The organism is Lysinibacillus sp. NPDC096382 (assembly GCF_044762845.1).
Taxonomy (GTDB): Bacteria; Bacillota; Bacilli; order Bacillales_A; family Planococcaceae; genus Lysinibacillus.
Map to the genome: position 1 here is coordinate 1 of NZ_JBIWFC010000028.1, position 18,111 is coordinate 18,111.

Genomic DNA, 18,111 nt, shown 5'->3' on the forward strand with positions numbered 1-18,111 from the left:
TTCGTCCTGAGCCAGGATCAAACTCTCCATAAAAAGAAATTTGATTAGCTCAAATTGTTTTGCTGGCATCATGTTTGATGTCCAAAATTTTGTTTTGTTCACTAACTCGAGGTTAGCTAGTAAAAACTTTATTGATTACGTTTTGCTTGTTCAGTTTTCAAGGTTCATTTCGTTGCCGTTTTCTCAGCGGCAACTTTTATATAATACCATGTCGCAAACTCTATGTCAACAACTAATTTAGTTGTTTTTCAGTAGCTGTCTTAACGACTTGTATAATACTACACTCTTAATTTAAAAAGGTCAATACTTTTCTCTAAAAAAATCGGTAGTTTTTCATTCCACTGAGAAATTACCTATTTAATATGTTTTAGAAAACAAATTAATATTAGACTCACAATCTAGTAAATTTAATGTTTTATTGTTATCTAAAATTCAGTTTAGTTCAATAAGGGGATAAAATTAAAAAGATCTCCACTTATAAAATGATTAAAATAAGAAAGTACATTGTTTTTTAGGGACCAATTGAATTGCGGAAAAAGAAAAGATGTATCTTCTGATGCAAACTATAGTTTTGATACTTTACAAGAAGCATATGAAGAATGAGGATAAGCTCTTGTGACATTTGGATTCAACTTCCTGACACAATCAAATGCTGCAATCACGATATTACCACTCCTATATGAGTCATAAGAAAATCATTTTTACATTTCCTTATTAAGCTAATGAGGGCTTTAGTGAACTAAGGTTTTAAAAATAATACAACTTATTTATAATTAAATAAGAGCATGCTTTGATCGATTTTTTCAAAACATGCTCTTTAGATATGCTCCTATATCAAGGTTACTATCATAAATTTAATTAGACCTAATGATTAAAGCTACAACGGGCTACTCGCTTTCTGTGGAAAGCTTCGCTCTGCGACAAGAGCACGAAGTAGCTCTCCGCTACAATCAACTAAAAATGGGGCAAGCAAAATATCAACAAAAAATCCTTTTACCGATCTACCTTCTTAAAATCAACATACCTAATATTTATTATTCTCCTTTAATATTGTGCAGTAAAAAGCTTGTCGCCATTTGGAACTGTAAATCATTTTGACGGTCCTCTTTATATTTTTTCAACGTTTCGTTTAAGCTGTTAAAGAAGGTAGTGTCCAAATTAAAATTATCTTCTGCCTTTTTCAATTTCTTATCCTCCCGATAAAGTTTAACTGCCTCCTCCGTCGATTCATCCAAGTAACCGTCTAAACGAGCAATTTTAAAGCCTAGCTTTTTCAAAGCATTTTGCGTATAAGCAATTTCTTCACTCATATCTCCCTCTTTAAATTTCCCTGATAATGGATGCATTTGGAAAGCGAATAATTCATTTGGTTCAACCACTAAATTAGCCTCAATACCTTGCCCATGAATCCATTCGCGCTTTGGCGTTAGCCATTTATTTGTGGACAGTTTAAGCTCTCCACCATTTTTCAGGGACCAAGACTCCTGAACTGTTCCCTTTCCAAAACTCTTGACACCAATAAGGGAGGCACGTCCCCAGCTTTTTAAAGCGCCACTAAGTACTTCACTAGCAGATGCACTGCCCGCATTCTGTAAAACAACAATTGGTATCTTGTACATTGTCTGTAAATACTTTTCATCAAAGCTTTTTGATTCCGTTTTTAATGGTTCCATAGCACCTTCAGCATTTTGCATATAGGCAAACACTTTGCCTTTCTCCAATACTGTGCTCAGTAGCGCTGCGACGCTATGTAAATAACCACCTGGATTATCCCGCACATCAATCACTAACCCTTTTATATCTTTTCGAAGCAATTTACTCGTTTCGGCAACCCACTCATTTGCTGTTTTCTCACCGAAAAGTGAGATTTCCACATAACCTAGCGGAGTATTTTCTACGTTCACTACTTCGCTCGTTACTGTTTTATTAGAAATTGCAGCTCGTTCCATCGTCATTTTAATATGTTTATCTTCACTTGGACGATAGACGACAATAGTTACTTTCGTCCCCTTCTCCCCTTGAATTAAATGCATTAATTCACTCATCGTTTTTCCATCTACCCGAACGCCATCAACTTGTACAATTTCATCGAGAGAGCGCATTCCTGCCTTATCTGCCGGGGACGAACGGACTGGAGATACAACAATAAATTTTCCGTTATTTTCAGATAGCTCAATCCCTATGCCTACTCTTTCCTCGGCTAACATTTGTCGGTGCTGTTCCGCCTCTTCCTTCGAATAATAGGTGCTATAAGGGTCCTTTATAGCATCGGCCATACCACGAAGTGCCCCCTCCACCAAAACATCTTTTTTCGTACTGTATACAGATTTTTCCTCAATTAAATTCAACGCTTCATTAATCGAATCAACCTCTGTAACGACCGGCTCCTTTTTATCCCCTAAATTAAACCAGTCAAAATAAACTCCACTACCTAGCAATAGACTACTAGCAAGCACACCGACACCAGCCATTATTTTGCGCAAACCTTCCCTCCTCCGTCTCTTCTACTGTATGAAGTTTATTTTTCAAACATACAAGATTAAACTTCAAAATAATTTGTTGAATACTATGATTTTTGTTTCAAGAGTATTCTATTGCATATCGTGAGTATTTGATTTCTAGTGCAGGTATTCTATCGACAATCGCGGGTACCCATCACGAATCGTGGGCGCTTTATAAACAAATAAAAAATCTGCTTCGTTTCTTTTAAGAAAAGGAGCAGATTCTTTGATTTGATTAGTCTAATCCATCTACATATTTTTTTAACATTTCTACATTCATCGGCCCTTTTATAGCACGTTGAATATATCCATTTGAATCAATAAAATAGGTTGTAGGAATCGTCAATATTTGATAGGCAATGCCAATTGAGTTTTTCGGGTCTTGATCAAGTAAAATAGGAAATGTTAAATCAAAGCTATCTCTAAATGTCATCACAGAATCTATTTTTGCGTCAGCTGTAACATCTCGTTCTTCACTTGTTAAATTGACAGCTATTATTTCTACATTATCTTTTTTAGCATATTGTTCATAATAATTTTGCATATGTGGCATTTCTGCCTTACACGGTGGGCACCATGTTGCCCAAAAGTTTAACACAACTTTTTTTCCACGAAGCTCACTCAAAGTTACATTTTTACCATCCAAACTTGTTAAAGTAAAATCCGGTGGCGTATCTCCATTGCTTAAACCAATCTTTCGTTCATCTATTTCTTTTCCAAGAGAAGTTGTTTCAATTTCACGATCCTTATCAATCTGCTGTTTAACATATGTACCAATCATCACAGCTACTAATAATACAACGATAAGTAGCCCAATATTTTTTTTCATTCCTTACCTCCCAATAATTTAGTACTTTATTTTGAACCGTATCATTTAGACGTGCCAGCAAAACGCTGAATCACTATACCTAATATAAGTAATATGACGCTCACACTTACTGCCGGTTGCCATAAACCATATGGCTGAAAGAGAGCAACAATCATAAAACCAATCGTATATAAAAATAAAGCACGGTTGATAGCTGTTATTTTCCATAATATGAGGACTGTTAGTGTACTTAGCACAAGTAAAGTTATCACTTCGCTAGTGGTTTGATTATCATTTAGTAACACTACAAGCCATTGATAAATCGATTGCGTTAAAATGATTGCCCAACTACAGGCAGCGACTCCAGTTGCGTCAAACTGAAATTGTTGTCGCTTCCACCAAAGCTGTAACGACGCTGCCATTACCCCTAATAAGACACCCATTGTTCCACCATTAAAATAAAGGAGCGAAAATGATTGAGCGATAACAGCTTTAAAATCAGTGACAATTATGCTAAATTTCCAAACGACAATAAAGGTAAAGACCGCGTCACCATATACCCCCGCCCATTTCTTAGAAAATTGTACCCGTAAAACTAGCCATACAATGAAAAAGGCCACAAGTAGAGCAACAGCTGTTGCTGGTAATGTTAGTGCTCGAATAGAGAACCATTCTGTGTTATTCATCTAATAAATCCTCCAGATAGCTACAGCATAGCATATAATCTTTATATGAACTGTCATTTCACACCGTGTTCAAAAAATCTTCCTGAAACATCAAAGAATAGACTCTTGATAAACAATTCTATTGAAATACCCATCTAGGTATTCACACTACAAATATATTACATAAAATGATGGCATACTAGGAAAAAGGCTTCCAAATTATGCATCTGCTAATAAAATAAGTACAGATGAGTATATATTAAACTTCAAAAATCGAGATGAGCATATTATGTTGCTTTCCCAAACGTTATTCAGACTGCTCCTACCTACATGAACTCAGTTGACGTTCTATCCATCATTTCGATAGTTCTATCCGTCACTTTGCCTTTTCTATCAATCATTTCTAAGCGCATAATGTGAAGATTCCCCAATATTTTGCGCTGACTGACTGCCAATCTTCCTCAGTTTATTGACATCTTGACTAACAAATCTTGTTGGTAGAAGTGTCGAACATTCGCTTTCATCTTGATCTGTCGATACCCAATCAATATTATAGAAGTTTAATAGAAATATAAAAAAGCTATACATTAGCGTAATCCTAATGTATAGCTTTCAATATTTTTATACTGGAATATATTTCAATGGGTTTACACTACCGACTGCTTGTCCACGCCAAGCGCCAATATGCACTTCGAAGTGTAAGTGCGGTCCTGTTACGCGTCCAGTCATACCCATTGTTGCAATTTGCTGACCTTGGGATACCTCTGAACCAACACTAACATTGAAAGAATTTAAGTGTGCATACACTGTTGTATAAATTTCGCCATTGATAGAATGTGTAATGATAACAACATTACCATACGTGCTAAGTGGTGCAGCATAGGCAACAACACCGTCAGCAGCTGCCCAAATTGGCGTGCCTGTACTATTTGCAAGATCGACTCCATAGTGGAATTCTGGACCTGCACCAATATTACGCCAGCCATAAGGTGATGTTAAACGACCATTTGTTGGCTTAATCCATGTACCATTCGATTGCGGGGCATCCACTGTTGAAGATCCTGATCCTGACCCACCACCACTATTGTTTGAATTAGCTGCCTTAGCTGCGGCAGCAGCGGCTGCCTTACGTTTCGCTTCTTGTTGACGAGCAATTTCAGCTAATCGATTTTGTTCATCGATGATTTTTTGTTGTAATTCTGCACTAACCTCAAGGGCCTCAGAATATTCTTTCTCAAGCAATACTTTTTCTGATTTCAGCTTTTCTTGCTCTTTTTCTAATTGATCAATTAATTTATTTTTCTCAGCTTTCTGTCTATCCAATGATGCTTTTAAACGATCAAGCTCAGCTTTTTTATCTTCGAGCTTTTGACGTTTACTTTCTAAGACTTGCTTTTGTTCCTCTAATTTTTGCTTGTCATCTTTTTGATCCTGGATAATTTGTCGATCCGCTTCAAGCAATGCATTGACAGCAGAGAATCGATCGATAAAATCTACGAAGCTATTAGAACTAAGTAACACGTCTAAATAGCTAACCGAGCCACCCGCCTGAATTGCACGGGCACGATCCTCTAACAATAAATCACGCTCTTCAATTTTGTGCAAAAGCTCCGCAATAGAATCTTCTAATGTTTTTATTTCTGCATTTGTAGATTGGATTTCCGCCCTCACATTTTTGATATTGCCATTTGTTTTATCAATTTCAGCATTTAATGATTGAATTTGATCTAATAATTTTTGTTGCTTGTTTTCATTTGCATTAATAGCATTTGTTTTATTATTGATGGATGAATTTAAGCCATCTTTCTTTGATTCAATTTGTTTTTTTTCATCTTTTAAATCCGATAAACTAGTTGCATACGCTGATGGAGTTTGGATAAAAAGAAATAATGCAGATGCTGCAGCAAGTGTTTTCAATGAGTTTTTCGCCATACTTTTCACCGGTTGAACTCCTTTTCGACTATTATTTTGGTTGATTGTCATTCCGGCTAACACAACTTGTGGAGCCTAACGAAAGCTAGATTTTTAAAAACTTACGTACGGACATGAAACTTCCCCAAATACCAATTAGTACACCGATGAGTAATAGTAGACCGCTTACTTGGTACACAAGAGGTGAGAAATCAAGTACTTGAACAAGTTCGCCTTTTAATCGGGGCGCAATAATTCTATATATATTGTGGTAAAGGGTTGCGATGACCGCAATCGGAATAATAGAACCTAAAATTCCGAGCCACATTCCTTCTAATAAAAATGGGATACGCACGAACGAATTCGTTGCTCCAACAAGTTTCATAATTTCTATTTCATCACGACGTGCAATAATAGTAATTCGAATCGTGTTAGAAATTAAGAAAATTGCTGTAAACAATAATCCACAAATAAGTACTATCCCTACGTTGCGGCTAATATTTAAGAAATTAAATAGTTTTTCTACTTTGCCTTCACCATACATAACGTCATATGTATACTCAAATTTATCAATTTTTTTAGCAACAGTAGCTGTTTGTTGAGGATTTGAAGCCTTCACATAAATAACATTACGTAATGGATTACTTTGCTCAAATAGTTTAAAATCGTCCCCAAAATCTTTTACTAATTTCGTTAATTCATTTTCCTTTGTCGAATAAGTCATCTCTGCGACATCTGGCAATTTTTTTATTTTTTCCATGAGCGCTTTTTCACCAGTTTTATCTGCTGTCTCATCAATTAACACTTTAATTTCAACATCGTTCTCTAAATCAGATGCTACTTTATTTAAGTTCATCATAATAAGCGCGAATACGCCTACTAATATTAATGTAACTGTAACTGCACTAACTGAGGCAATAGTCATCCAGCTATTACGACCAAGAGACTTTACACTTTCTCGGAAGTGGCGTTTTACTGTATTAAATTTCATAGCCGTAGTCACCTCCGTGCTCATCACGGACAATCATTCCGCCTTCAATTGCAATTACTCGACGACGAATCGTATTTACGATTTCACGGTTATGGGTTGCCATCACAATAGTTGTACCTCTTGCATTAATTTCTTCGAATAAATTCATAATGTCCCATGATGTCTCAGGGTCAAGATTTCCAGTAGGCTCATCTGCAATAACGACCTTTGGCACATTCACAATAGATCGTGCAATCGAAACGCGCTGCTGTTCGCCACCTGAAAGCTCATTAGGGAACATTCTTGCCTTTTGCTTTAGCCCCACGAGCTCTAAAACTTCCATTACCCGACGGCGAATTTCTATTGGGTCTTCCTCAATTACCTCTAGTGCAAACGCTACATTTTCATAAACATTCAAACGAGGTAGCAGTTTGAAGTCTTGGAAAACGACACCAATTTGGCGGCGTAAAAAAGGTACCTTTTTATTTTTCAATTCTGCTAAATTTATGCCATTAACAGTGATTTCTCCAGAAGTAGCTTTTTCCTCGCGGTACATTAATTTAATAAATGTAGATTTACCTGCACCACTTGGACCTACAACATAGACAAATTCACCCTGCTTTATGTTAACAGAAATCCCATTTGTCGCAACAACGCCATTTGGATACTTCTTTGTCACATTCTTCATTTCTATCATATTTAAACCACCTAAATCTCTTACCATGTAAGAGGTATTTCGTTCTCTATTATAGCACTCTATTTCTCCCTTTATTATTACAGTTTCATTTCATTCCGTGGTAGTTCCTGCTATTTCGTTATTTCATTGCCACAAAACTAACATAAACTCGACATACAAGAAAGCAGAAATCGAGCCCAATAGTGGAAAGTCGATTTCTGCTTTTCTTATGTTTTCAAACAGCAAAAAAGCATTCAGCTATGCTGTTATGCTTAGCCTGAATGCTTTTAATTAGTTAAATATGCTGCTCGTCAGTTGTTGTATAGCGTACTAAAACTGCACCTGTTTTAGACTCACCTTCAATAAATAAACGATTAGCATTCTCTATTTCTTTATCAAAACGTACTACTTTTGATAAAAATTGATCCTGTGATTCAATTTTTGAAGCGTCTTGAATACCAACATCTACTTTACCAAAATTCGTAACAATTTTACCGCTTAACGATATTGTACGTGGCACATACAATTCAACAGCTCCTGCGACTGTTTGTGCTTTGATTTTCGATGAATTAGTTGAGCAAGTAGTGACAACAACATGTCCATTAACCGATTTTGCTGCAACTTCATCCAATGCACCATCTAAATAGACACGGCCATTCAATGTTTCAGCCTCTAAATCTTTACCACGAACATTTGTTAATTCAATGGAACCATTTGACGAATCTACTTCTGCCTTTCCAAAGTTAAACTTAGAGCCTTTAATCGCACCGTTTAATGTTTTTACTTTTAATTGCTCGAAATCCGTATCTTGTAAAGTAACACTACCGTTCATTAAACGTACTGATAATTTTTCTAATTTATCCTTTGGAACAAGTACTTTAACATTTACTTGAACAAGCTTAAGTTGACTTAAAATTCGTAATGAATCTCCATCTTCTTTGACAACGAATTGCTCTAAGAAGTTAGCGCGCGTTTCTTCTTCACTATCATTAACAAGAGGTGCCTTTACCTTGCAAATGACTTGGAAGCTATCTCCTTCAGCAGTTTCTAATGAAAAATTGCCATTCGGTAATTCAGCAATTATTTTGTCTACACGTTCAGCTGAAACTTCTTCCGTATGTGTAAACTCGAATTTATCACCAAATGGAGAAGTTACATCAAATTCTTTAACCTTTTTTACTGCCGTATTCATCATATCCATAAAGAGGGAACCAATTTGTGTTAAATCTTTACGGAAATCTCGCATTTCTTCTTGGAAATATTTAGAGTAATCTTCGTCTTTTGGCGATTGTTGTTCGTTTTGACTCTCATCTTTAAATACTGACTCTTTTTCTGTTGAGGAATACTGGTCCTCATTTACCACATCATTCATAACATTTTGAGTGGACTTGCTAGGTTGCTCTAATGCTTCTAATAATGTAATCGCCTCTTGCGCTGAAATTGTTCCTTTTTCCACAAGTTCTAAAATTCGTTGACGTTCATTTTGCATAATAAAAATAGCCTCCCTCAGTTCGTTATATTATTTATACGAAACACATTGTGAAAAGTTTCACCAAAAAACGAAAAATTGGGAATATATCTTATTTTAGGCTCATTACCATAACGTGTGGTTGATTTCCGTTCCGGCTGGGCCCTTTGTTGCTGCCGCTTCGCTTTCGCACAGAGCAAAGCTTCCTGGGGGCGTCCGATGAGCCGCTTCACTCGCAAAGCTCGCTCCAGGGTCTCGGGCCAACACGATGTTGGTCACGAAGGCGTTATCACAGGATGTGATAACGCCTTCGTTCCTCTATTGCTGATCCCCGAGGAGTCGCCCAGCCTCCACTCCAATCAACTTATTCACATGACATACGTTTTAATAGAATGTCATCCAACTTTTAAAGTTTATCGATTAACTTTCACGTTTTATCACCCAACTTTTGAAGTTTATCGACTAACTTTTACGTTTTATCACCCAACTTTTAATTTTTATCGACATCCCCTTCGCAGTATGCCCCTTATCGTAAAAAAATTCGCAAATCTCCTTAGGAAATTTACGAACTTTTTGGGACTTTATTGAGAAGCTTTGGCTAAAACAGCTTCCATACGTAGACGATCTCTTGTTAATATCGGTTTTAAATATTTCCCAGTATAAGAGCCACTTACTTCAGCGACCTCTTCTGGTGTACCTGTCGCAACAATAGTACCACCTTTATCTCCACCTTCTGGTCCTAAATCGATAATGTAGTCTGCTGTTTTTATGACATCTAAATTATGTTCGATTACTAGCACGGAATCGCCATTTTCTACAAGACGCTGTAAAACAACGAGTAAACGTGCAATATCATGCGCATGTAAGCCCGTTGTCGGCTCATCTAAAATATAGAATGATTTACCTGTTGAACGACGGTGTAATTCAGAGGCTAATTTCACACGCTGTGCCTCACCACCGGATAGAGTTGTAGCAGGTTGTCCTAATTTCATATAGCCTAATCCTACATCCACGATCGTTTGTAGCTTACGCTGGATTTTCGGAATATTTTCGAAGAATACTACTGCATTTTCAATCGTCATATCTAAAATATCTGCAATGCTCTTATCTTTATATTTCACTTCAAGCGTTTCACGGTTATAACGCTTCCCATGACAGACTTCACACGGCACGTAAACATCTGGTAGGAAATGCATTTCAATTTTTATAATACCATCACCACGACAAGCCTCACAGCGGCCTCCCTTAACGTTGAAGCTAAAGCGACCTTTTTTATAGCCACGTACCTTTGCTTCGTTTGTTGTGGCAAAAACATCTCGAATATCATCAAAAACGCCTGTATACGTAGCTGGATTAGAGCGAGGTGTACGACCGATTGGTGATTGGTCAATATCAATTACCTTTTCGAGCTCTTCCATTCCCGTTACTTCTTTATGTTCTCCTGGCTTCACTTTTGAACGATTAAGCTTTTGAGCTAATGACTTATATAAAATTTCATTAATAAGCGTTGATTTACCTGACCCTGAAACACCTGTCACTGCAACAAATAAACCAAGTGGCACATCCACCTTCACATTTTGAAGATTATTTTCCTTAGCACCTTTAATTGATAATTTGCGCCCATTCGGTTTGCGTCGCTCAATTGGCAGTGGAATAAACTTCTTGCCACTTAAATATTGCCCTGTTAAAGAATCTTCATTTCCCATTACTTCCTGCGGTGTTCCTGCCGCTACAATTTGGCCGCCATGCACACCTGCACCAGGACCAACATCAATGAGATAATCAGCCGCCAGCATTGTATCTTCATCGTGTTCAACAACAATAAGCGTATTGCCTATATCACGCATATTTTGCAATGTACTGATAAGACGGTCATTATCACGTTGATGCAAGCCGATGGATGGCTCATCTAAAATATAGAGTACGCCCGTTAAACGCGAGCCGATTTGTGTCGCAAGGCGAATTCGTTGCGCTTCTCCCCCTGAAAGTGTTCCTGCCGCTCGACTTAACGTTAAATAATCTAACCCTACATTGACAAGGAAGCCAAGTCGCTCTTCAATTTCGCGTAAAACAAGTCGAGCAATTTTCATATCCTTTTCTGATAAATCTAGCTCTTTGAAAAATGTATCAGCTTCTTGAATCGAATACTGTGTTACTTCACCAATATGTTTATCTGCTAATTTTACAGCTAATGTTTCAGGCTTTAAGCGATAACCTTTACAAGATGGACATGCTTGCTGCGCCATATATTTTTCCATTTGTTCACGCACGTAGTCAGACGTTGTCTCTTTAAAACGGCGCTCCACATTACGGACAACACCTTCGAATTCAATCATTTGATCTCGCACATTGCCAAACTCATTTTCATAATGGAAGTGGATTTTATCTTTACCAGAACCATATAAAATTTTATCCATCTTTTCTTTCGGAAGATCCTTTACTGGGACGTCCATTGGAATATCATAATGATCGCACACAGCCTTTAATAATTGTGGATAGTATTGAGAGCTTGTTGGTTCCCACGGTGCTATAGCATGCTCTAATAAACTACGGTCCCAATCAGGCACTACTAAATCAAGATCTACCTCTTGTGTTGAGCCTAAACCATCACAGCTTGGACAAGCTCCAAACGGACTATTAAATGAAAACATGCGAGGCTCTAGCTCCCCGATTGAAAATCCACATAAAGGACAAGCATGATGCTCACTAAATAATAATTCCTCATGTTCCATCACATCGACAAGTACACGCCCATCTGCCAAACGTAATGCTGTCTCTAAAGAATCACTAAGACGTGCCGCGACACCTTCCTTCATCACAACACGATCGATGACTACTTCTATTGAGTGCTTTTTGTTTTTATCAAGTTCAATTGCATCATCTAAATCACGTAGCTCACCGTCGATACGTACCCGAACAAAGCCTTGCTTTTTTAAATCTTCCAGTAGCTTTACGTGCGTTCCCTTACGCCCTGATACCATCGGAGCAAGCAACTGCATTTTCGTTCTTTCTGAATAAGTTAATAAACGATCGACCATTTGCTCAATCGTTTGGGACGTAATTTCAATACCATGATTAGGGCAAATAGGTTTACCGATGCGGGCAAATAGCAAACGTAAATAATCATAGATTTCCGTTACTGTCCCAACTGTTGAACGTGGGTTACGGCTCGTCGTTTTTTGATCGATTGAAATAGCAGGAGATAATCCCTCTATTGCATCGACATCTGGTTTATCCATTTGACCAAGGAATTGACGGGCATAAGCTGAAAGGGATTCAACATAACGACGTTGGCCCTCGGCATAAATCGTATCGAACGCTAATGATGATTTCCCTGAGCCCGATAACCCTGTTAACACGACTAATTGATCGCGTGGAATTGTGACATTAATATTTTTTAAATTATGAGCTCGTGCACCTTGCACGACAATTTCAGTATTTTTCACAAGCCATTCACCCTTCTACCTTCAATTCAAATATTGTATCGCGCAGCTCAGCAGCACGTTCGAAATCGAGTGCTTTTGCCGCTTCCTTCATTTCTACTTCCAGAGTTGCAAGTAATTGCTCTCTTTCCGCCTTCGTCAGCTTCTTACCTTTTGTTGCCTTCGTTACATAAGACTCTTCTTCCTCTGCCACCTGTGTCGCACGAATAACATCAGGAATTTTCTTAACAATCGTTTTCGGTGTAATGCCATGCTCTTCGTTATACGCCATTTGCAGCTTTCGGCGACGCTTCGTTTCCTCAATCGCCTTTTTCATCGAATCCGTCATATTATCTGCGTACATAATGACATGACCATTGGCATTACGTGCAGCACGTCCAATTGTTTGAATGAGTGAGCGCTCTGAACGTAAAAATCCTTCCTTGTCAGCATCTAAAATCGCCACAAGCGAAACCTCAGGAATATCTAGCCCTTCTCGCAATAAGTTAATACCGATTAGAACATCATAAGTACCTTTGCGAAGCTCGCGAATAATTTCAATTCGCTCTAACGTCTTAATCTCGGAATGCAAGTACTCCACCTTCAAGCCCATTTCCTTCAAATAAGCCGATAAATCCTCTGACATTTTTTTCGTCAATGTTGTTACAAGCACTCGTTCATTACGAGCAATACGACCTTGAATCTCATCGATTAAATCATCTATTTGCCCTTCAATAGGACGTACGTCAATTTGTGGATCAAGTAGCCCTGTTGGTCGAATAATTTGCTGCACCATTTCAGGAGAATGCTCAAGCTCATATGGGCCAGGTGTTGCTGATACATAAATAGCTTGATGTATATGTTTCTCATATTCTTCAAAACGTAAAGGGCGGTTATCTAGTGCTGATGGCAAACGGAATCCATGCTCAACTAGCACACCTTTACGTGCTTGGTCACCGTTATACATCCCTCGAACTTGTGGTAACGTAACGTGACTTTCATCGACAACAAGTAAAAAATCCTCAGGGAAATAGTCGAGTAGCGTATATGGAGTTGCCCCCGCTTCACGCAATGTTAAATGACGCGAGTAGTTTTCGATACCTGAGCAAAAGCCCATTTCACGCATCATTTCTAAATCGTAGCGAGTGCGTTGCTCTAAACGCTGTGCCTCTAACAATTTATCCTCTGCACGTAAAAGAGTTAAACGCTCCTCCAACTCTTTTTCAATATTTTCAATGGCCTTTAGCATTTTTTCTTCTCGTGTAACGAAGTGGGATGCTGGGAAAATAGCTACATGATCACGGTCCGCTAATATTTCACCAGTTAACGCATCCACCTCACGAATTCGATCGATCTCGTCCCCAAAAAACTCCACGCGAATACAATGCTCATCACGAGATGCAGGGAATATTTCCACTACATCTCCACGCACCCGAAACGTCCCACGTGTAAAACTCACATCATTACGCTCGTACTGTACATCGACCAATTTTCGAAGCAACTGATTACGTTCAATTTCCATTCCAGTCCGCACCGATACGACCATTTCACGATATTCTTCTGGAGAACCTAGACCATATATACAGGACACGGATGCTATAATAATGACATCATCACGCTCGAATAATGAGGATGTTGCAGAGTGACGCAACTTATCAATTTCATCATTAATGCTTGAATCTTTCTCGATATAAGTATCCGTCTGCGGTACATATGCCTCTGGCTGAAAGTAATCATAGTAGCTGACAAAGTATTCAACTGCATTATTAGGGAAGAACTCTTTAAACTCACTATATAATTGACCTGCTAATGTTTTATTGTGTGCCATAATAAGTGTCGGTTTTTTTACCTGTTTAATGACATTAGAAATCGTAAACGTTTTTCCTGTTCCTGTTGCACCGAGCAACGTTTGATGACGTTTACCTGCACGTACACCCTCCACTAATTCCGCAATTGCCTGTGGTTGATCTCCACCAGGCGTATATGGCGCTTGTAAATCAAATGTTTGCACACATGTCCCCGTCCTTTCCTACCAATTTGATACATATATTTTAGCATAGCATTATTTAAATTTCGAACATTTAACGAACGAATGTTTGTAAAAATTTTTCCGTTTACTCTATTTAAGGTAATTGCGATAGAACGTATGTACTAATTACAACCTATCTATCAATAGATTACCCTTTCCAAATGTTAGCTAATCGAGATGGAAAAATGTAAATGCATTACCTTAGTGGGAATCTCGGGTTATTACCGGTAAATCTGATCAGCTGGCACAAAAATAGCAAAAAAATCCCGCTCTCCAATAAGTGGAGAGCGGGCTCGTCATATTATTCACTTGCATCTTGGTGTAAGGTTATTAGTTCGGCTGCGTATAGATGAAATGCATTTTCATCTTTTTCATCGAGTGCTCTATCTATCAGAACCATGAGCTGCTCTTCACGATGCATACGCTGGATATGATTTAAAAATAAATCTAAATAAATCTCGTTTAATAATTTCTCTGCCTCATCAACTTTCTTTGACTGACCAACGGCTTTTAGAAAATCTGTATACGAATAATATTTATCCAACGATCTCACCTCGATCCTTTTCTAAATTATAAGAAAATTGAAGTTAAAATGCAATGCTTAAGAACTGAAAATCACTTCGATTTACTATTAATCTCGTGCAATTTCAAGCAATTTCTCTATACAATCGCTTGAAATATCAACGGTTTTCTCCTTTTGTCTATACTTTCAGAATTCAATTTTATGTTCTACACTTCAATAACAAATAGAAAAGGGAGGTTTACATAGATGTCAGCAAACTACATCAATGGGTATTTAATGTCTTTCAACACCTATTTACTTCAGCCAATGCAGTATGATTCTAAAATTTTCACACGGGTAATTGATAAGCATAATGAGCTTATCGTCACCAGGAAACCAATGCATATATTAAGAAAATCTTGTATCTCACTCGGAACAACCTATGAAGCAGCAAGACATTCCGCCAAACGCTTTTTCGGCAATCAACATAAGCTTCCAATCGTTGTTGCTTATGATTATGGTTATCCTTGTATTTTTCTACCAACGTATTCTCCAAACTCTATCCACAATATTTGGATTGGACTTCACGCCATTTCAAATATTGTAGCGAGTAAAACGGGCTGTATCGTCACACTGAAAAATGATAAACAGATTGAGCTACCTATTCAATATGCTTCAATCAGCAAGCAATTTGTCAATGCATCGATGCTCTATAAACATTACATGAATGAACGCAAGGAGATTAGCCAAGACGCTCCGTATCATCCACCTTTTTAACTTCTTTCAGCACATGTCTTTTGACCGAAAGCGTAGCGACAGGTACAGAAGTCACTTACCCCTATAGGTGGTGAGATGAATACGGTTTTAAGTCACTTATCAGCGGGTGTTCCAACATCCGCTGATAGAAGTTAAGCCTCCGGCGGATATCACGGAAACGGCAAGGAGTTCTTTGTAATAAATACAAAGCCGATTCCGGACACAATCACAATTATGCCGAGGCACAATTGATTTAGTAACTAAAAAACCCCTCAAAGCACAATTACATTGTGTCTCTGAGAGGCTTTCATTAGCCAATTTTTGAACGTAAATATGCATTAATGAATGGATCTACATCACCATCCATCACCGCTCCTACATTACCTGTTTCTTCATTTGTACGATGATCTTTCACCATTGAATATGGATGGAATACATAGGAACGAATTTGTGAGCCCCAGCCGATTTCCTTCTGTTCACCACGGATTTCATCTAGCTGTGCCTGCTGCTTATCGATCTCTAATTGATAAAGTTTCCCTTTTAACATTGTCATTGCTTTTTCACGGTTTTTAATTTGTGAACGTTCTGCCTGACATTGTACGACAGTACCAGTTGGAATGTGCGTAATACGAACAGCTGAATCTGTCGTATTAATATGCTGACCACCTGCACCTGTTGCACGATACGTATCAATTTTTAAATCCTCTGTACGAATATCAATTTCAATATTGTCATCGAATTCAGGCATAACATCACAAGAAACGAACGATGTATGACGACGACCAGAAGAGTCAAACGGTGAAATACGTACTAAACGATGGACACCTTTTTCTGCTTGCAAATAGCCATAAGCATTATGACCCTTAATGGACAATGTTACAGATTTAATCCCTGCTTCATCGCCTGGAAGATAATCAACTGTTTCGACTTTAAAGCCACGTTTTTCCGCCCAGCGTGTGTACATACGAAGCAGCATCGAGCCCCAATCCTGAGATTCCGTACCACCTGCTCCTGGATGCAGCTCTAAAATTGCATTATTTTGATCGTATGGACCGCTTAATAGTAATTGCAGCTCAAAATCGCCCATTTTTTGCTGGAAATCTACTAATTCATTGCCTAGCTCCTCCTGCAATTCTTCATCAGGCTCTTCGCGCAATAGCTCTAACGTCATATCTAGGTTCTCATATGTTTCTAATAAATCTTTATACTCATTAACAGTTGCCTTTAAGCCATTACTCTCATTAATGATTACCTGTGCCCCTTGCTGATCATCCCAGAAACCTGGCTCAAGCATCATTTCATCTAATTCTTGAATGCGTGCCTCTTTGTTTTCTAAGTCAAAGAGACCCCCTAAAATCCGCCAATTTTTTGGCTGAAGTGTCTAACGCGTTACGTACATCTGCTAATTCAATCATTGTTAAATCCTCCGAACATTATTTATGGGGCAAACTTTTAAAATACTGATACTTCATTTTTAAAGCCCCGGTCTCTTTATTATAACGTTTTTACAGCGGAAAACATACTTTTTTACAACCTCAGCATTCGTTTCAGTCTTTTTCAGCTTCATCCTCAAAGATAACATCGTTTGCCATACGTTGAAATACTTTACCTTGATCATATTGAACTAATAAATTCTTTGTTCGTTTTTCCAGTTTATATTTTAGTAGAAAAGCTCTTTGAATTCTGTTTTCAAATGATCTAACACTTAGATCCACATTAGTTTCATAGCCGTTCATAAAAATTACTTTTGTATTCTTTTTATCGATAGCTAGATAGTCCTGAATATGATGAACAGCAAACCATTTACAGTCACGTCGTAAATAAGACTTACTTGGAAACCATACAATATTACTTTGTTCATGAACAACTATTGGATTTTTATTCAACTTTCCAAGTATCATTCTTGATCCATCGAAAGCCCCTCTTAAGCTAGAACCGAAATAACGTAGATTATAATCCATTAATTTTGTCGGCGCTAATTTTGATATATATTCGCGATCCCTTTCTATTACACGTGTACCCAAGTTACCATTGGCATCATATTCCGGTATATACAGCATCGTTTTACTACTCATAATGTCATCACTATGCATGTCAATCCTCCTCAAAATTGTATGTTTTTCTAGTAAAAAGGAGTATACTAATAAATATATTGGTAAACTCCAATGTTTCCTCGAGGATTATATATATCCATAAATCCCCCCTTTATTTAAAAACAGACTCAAATACCCAAAACTTTTCAACTATTCACATATTCATAATAAATCACAAGAAAGTTATAAACATTACCCTTTTCATTGAACTATTTACCTATTGTTGTAGTATCATATACCTCTTTTTGAATTTTCTAATATTCCTACTCATTTAAACGCTGCTTGAAAAAACCTCCTACTTACTAACTTG

General features: G+C 37.7%; 14 protein-coding genes. 1 reads left to right on the forward strand and 13 read right to left on the reverse strand.

All coding sequences use genetic code 11. The features are described from left to right. Nucleotides 1-1,034: 1,034 nt before the first annotated feature. From ACIQZA_RS23940 to ACIQZA_RS23990, 11 genes are all read right to left on the reverse strand, one after another. Complete coding sequence (locus tag ACIQZA_RS23940; RefSeq protein WP_400936186.1) at nt 1,035-2,483, reverse strand: S41 family peptidase; 1,449 nt, start codon at nt 2,481-2,483, stop codon at nt 1,035-1,037. Nucleotides 2,484-2,736: 253 nt separating this feature from the next. Beyond that, nucleotides 2,737-3,330, reverse strand: a complete 594-nt coding sequence (locus ACIQZA_RS23945) for a redoxin domain-containing protein (protein ID WP_402884385.1) — start codon at nt 3,328-3,330, stop codon at nt 2,737-2,739. A gap of 41 nt (nt 3,331-3,371) precedes the next feature. Then, nucleotides 3,372-3,995, reverse strand: coding sequence for a hypothetical protein (locus tag ACIQZA_RS23950; protein ID WP_402884387.1), 624 nt, complete (start codon nt 3,993-3,995; stop codon nt 3,372-3,374). 372 nt (nt 3,996-4,367) lie between these two features. Beyond that, entirely contained in the window at nt 4,368-4,562 is a 195-nt protein-coding gene (locus ACIQZA_RS23955; protein WP_402884389.1) for a hypothetical protein, read from the reverse strand. Between the two features lie 33 nt (nt 4,563-4,595). After that, nucleotides 4,596-5,915: a murein hydrolase activator EnvC family protein gene (locus tag ACIQZA_RS23960; RefSeq protein WP_402884390.1), complete on the reverse strand. Its 1,320-nt coding sequence runs from the start codon at nt 5,913-5,915 to the stop codon at nt 4,596-4,598. 76 nt (nt 5,916-5,991) lie between these two features. After that, nucleotides 5,992-6,876 carry a permease-like cell division protein FtsX gene (gene ftsX / locus ACIQZA_RS23965; RefSeq protein ID WP_142509098.1) on the reverse strand — a complete coding sequence of 295 codons (885 nt, stop codon included), beginning with the start codon at nt 6,874-6,876 and terminating at the stop codon, nt 5,992-5,994. After that, nucleotides 6,866-7,552 carry a cell division ATP-binding protein FtsE gene (ftsE, locus tag ACIQZA_RS23970; protein WP_142509099.1) on the reverse strand — a complete coding sequence of 229 codons (687 nt, stop codon included), beginning with the start codon at nt 7,550-7,552 and terminating at the stop codon, nt 6,866-6,868. The genes ftsX and ftsE overlap by 11 nt, the downstream gene beginning before the upstream one ends. A gap of 274 nt (nt 7,553-7,826) precedes the next feature. Then, nucleotides 7,827-9,020, reverse strand: coding sequence for a DUF4097 family beta strand repeat-containing protein (locus ACIQZA_RS23975; protein WP_400936176.1), 1,194 nt, complete (start codon nt 9,018-9,020; stop codon nt 7,827-7,829). 560 nt (nt 9,021-9,580) lie between these two features. Next, nucleotides 9,581-12,445 (reverse strand): excinuclease ABC subunit UvrA, encoded by a 2,865-nt coding sequence (gene uvrA, locus ACIQZA_RS23980; RefSeq protein WP_402884392.1) that lies wholly within the window; start codon nt 12,443-12,445, stop codon nt 9,581-9,583. A 7-nt stretch (nt 12,446-12,452) separates the two neighbouring features. Continuing rightward, the gene (gene uvrB / locus ACIQZA_RS23985) at nt 12,453-14,432 is read right to left on the reverse strand and encodes an excinuclease ABC subunit UvrB (protein ID WP_142509102.1); all 1,980 of its coding nucleotides are present in this window, start codon (nt 14,430-14,432) and stop codon (nt 12,453-12,455) included. 319 nt (nt 14,433-14,751) lie between these two features. Next, the gene (locus ACIQZA_RS23990) at nt 14,752-14,994 is read right to left on the reverse strand and encodes an IDEAL domain-containing protein (protein ID WP_274068068.1); all 243 of its coding nucleotides are present in this window, start codon (nt 14,992-14,994) and stop codon (nt 14,752-14,754) included. Between the two features lie 225 nt (nt 14,995-15,219). Between ACIQZA_RS23990 and ACIQZA_RS23995 the strand changes: the two genes are divergently transcribed. Next, nucleotides 15,220-15,729, forward strand: coding sequence for a competence protein ComK (locus ACIQZA_RS23995; protein ID WP_132360585.1), 510 nt, complete (start codon nt 15,220-15,222; stop codon nt 15,727-15,729). Between the two features lie 289 nt (nt 15,730-16,018). Here ACIQZA_RS23995 and prfB read toward each other — a convergent pair. Beyond that, nucleotides 16,019-17,123 (reverse strand): peptide chain release factor 2 gene (gene prfB, locus ACIQZA_RS24000; RefSeq protein WP_402884394.1). Its coding sequence is split into 2 segments (ribosomal slippage): nt 16,019-17,047 and nt 17,049-17,123, totalling 1,104 coding nucleotides; the frame shifts between segments, so codons are not numbered across the junction. 132 nt (nt 17,124-17,255) lie between these two features. Continuing rightward, nucleotides 17,256-17,801: a competence protein ComK gene (locus ACIQZA_RS24005; RefSeq protein ID WP_400936167.1), complete on the reverse strand. Its 546-nt coding sequence runs from the start codon at nt 17,799-17,801 to the stop codon at nt 17,256-17,258. Between the last annotated feature and the right edge of the window lie 310 nt (nt 17,802-18,111).